This window comes from Acinetobacter sp. Ver3, from assembly GCF_000632455.1.
Classification (GTDB): domain Bacteria; phylum Pseudomonadota; class Gammaproteobacteria; order Pseudomonadales; family Moraxellaceae; genus Acinetobacter.
Map to the genome: position 1 here is coordinate 1 of NZ_JFYL01000197.1, position 390 is coordinate 390.

Here is a 390-nt window from a genome sequence, read left to right on the forward strand (position 1 = left end):
CGCAGCAAGTGCATCATCACGTGCTTGAGTCAGTGCAGTAAGTTCTGTTGGCGTGATGAGGCCATTGGCATTTGCATCGATCAGCGCTTGTTCTGCCGCTGCATATGCTGCTTCTGCTGCCTCTACTGCTGCTTCAGCCGCTGCTAGAGCTTCACCAATATCATCAACAACACCATCTTCATCTTCGTCATTTACTGTTGGTAAAGTGATATCAACCAGATCATTTAAACGACCTTGTAGCGCATCTTTTTCTGCTTGTACTGCCTCAGGTAATGCTGTCACTTTTGTTTGTGCTTCTGTTTTCGCAGCAAGTGCATCATCACGTGCTTGAGTCAGTGCAGTAAGTTCTGTTGGGGTGATGAGGCCATTGGCATTTGCATCGATCAGTGC

General features: G+C 47.4%; 1 protein-coding gene. It reads right to left on the reverse strand.

Annotation, left to right across the window (positions count from 1 at the left end; translation table 11 throughout):
• The coding region (locus CL42_RS17350; protein WP_035271139.1) for a GA-like domain-containing protein at positions 1-390 on the reverse strand (390 nt) is incomplete at both ends.